Origin of the sequence: Spirillospora sp. NPDC049652 (assembly GCF_040675125.1) — a bacterium.
Lineage (GTDB): Bacteria > Actinomycetota > Actinomycetes > Streptosporangiales > Streptosporangiaceae > Spirillospora.
Map to the genome: position 1 here is coordinate 1 of NZ_JBFAOF010001345.1, position 1,522 is coordinate 1,522.

At 79.4% G+C, this 1,522-nt stretch carries 1 protein-coding gene; it reads right to left on the minus strand.

Annotated features, from left to right (window positions below; genetic code table 11):
• A partial coding sequence (locus tag AB0J52_RS40045) for a hypothetical protein (protein WP_500188401.1) occupies nucleotides 1–1,419 on the minus strand: 1,419 nt, incomplete at its 3' end.
• Between the last annotated feature and the right edge of the window lie 103 nt (nucleotides 1,420–1,522).

Genomic DNA, 1,522 nt, shown 5'->3' on the forward strand with positions numbered 1-1,522 from the left:
CGCGCGCCACAGCGCGAACCCGGCGGGCAGGGCGCCGGGTCCGCCGCCGACCGGGTGCGGCCAGGCGGTCCCGGCCGACGGGGGCTGGTACAGCAGGTCCGCGGAGACCAGGCCGCCGAGGTCGGCCACGGTGTACGGACGTCCGTCCGGGACCTGCGGCCGCGACAGTTCCAGCACGGGCCCGCGCCAGCAGCCGCCGCGCCCGGCGCCCGGCGGCCGCGGGACGGCGTCGGTCAGCCCGTCGCGGACGGGCACCGGCCTCCAGGCCGCGTCGCCGTCCGTCCCGCCGGACGCCAGGTCGGCCGCCCGGACGGCGGTCACCCACGGCGGCATCAGGTACCGGCCGGGAGCCACCTTCAGCGGCGACTCCCCGTCCGGCTGCGACCGGCCCACGGGGAAGACCTCAAGGCCACCGCCTGGATCGCCGCCCCCGCCTCCTTCGTCTCCGCGAACGGCGGCGTCGGTGTAGCGGGCCACGACGCCGCCGTCGCGGAGCAGTGCGACCCGGCGCGTCGCGACCGTCCCCGCGAACAGAAGCTGGGGGCCGCCGGAGTCGGACGCGGGGTGCGCACCCGCCTCCCAGGCGCGGACGGCCCGCGCGACGAAGCCCCGATCACGGACCAGGTCGCCACGTGCGGGCCAGGCGGTGAGTTCGAGCCGGGCGCTGCGCCGCCACAGGTCGTCGGGTGCCATGACCACGCCTCCCACGCCCGCCCCGCGCGCGTCCGCGCCCGGGTCCCCGGCGAGCCGGGCGTGGTGCGGCCTCAGGGCGCCGCCGGTCACCGCGATCGCGGCGACGGCCGTGACGGCGGCGAGGTTGAGGGCGGCCCGCCCGCCGGGTCGCCGGTGCAGTTCGCGGGCGGCGGCCAGCGGACTGGACACCCGCCGGGCGTGCAGGCCGACCACGGCCGGGTCGAGCACGCGGCCCGCCGCATCGCCGAGCGCCGGGAGGGCCGCGGCCTCGGCGAGCCGGCCGTCCGGGTCGGAAACGCCCAGGGCGGCGAGTTCGGCGCGCGTCTCGTCCTCGGACGCGTCCTCCAGGCGCAGCAGCGCGTAGGCGGCGCGGGCCTGCGGGGACAGGGCGGCGAGGGCGTGCAGCGCCTGCGGGTCGCCGTCGGACGCGAGGGGCTGGACGCGCAGCCAGGAACCGGACCGGATCCGCTCGGTGCGCGGCCCCAGCCGGTCGACGCGGGCGGCGGAGCGGAGCGCCCGGCGCAGCACCCGGCGGCGCAGCGCGGCGTAGATCGCCTCGGGGGCGCCGCGATGGTCGCGGCGGGGGCGGGCGCGGCCGACGATCCAGTGCGCGAGCACCACCCGGTCGTGCCGGTCGAGCTGGTCCGGCAGGACGAGGTAGGCGATCCGGACGAGCCGTCGGTACCGCCTGGTCAGCACGGAATTGGCGCTGTCTTCCTCCGTCACGGGAAACTCCTCGGCCCGATCGGATCCTTGGGCTTTCACGGGCGGGGCGGGCGTCCCGCCCCGCCCGCCGTTCGGTGTCCGGTCACGCGTCGCGCGCGGTCAG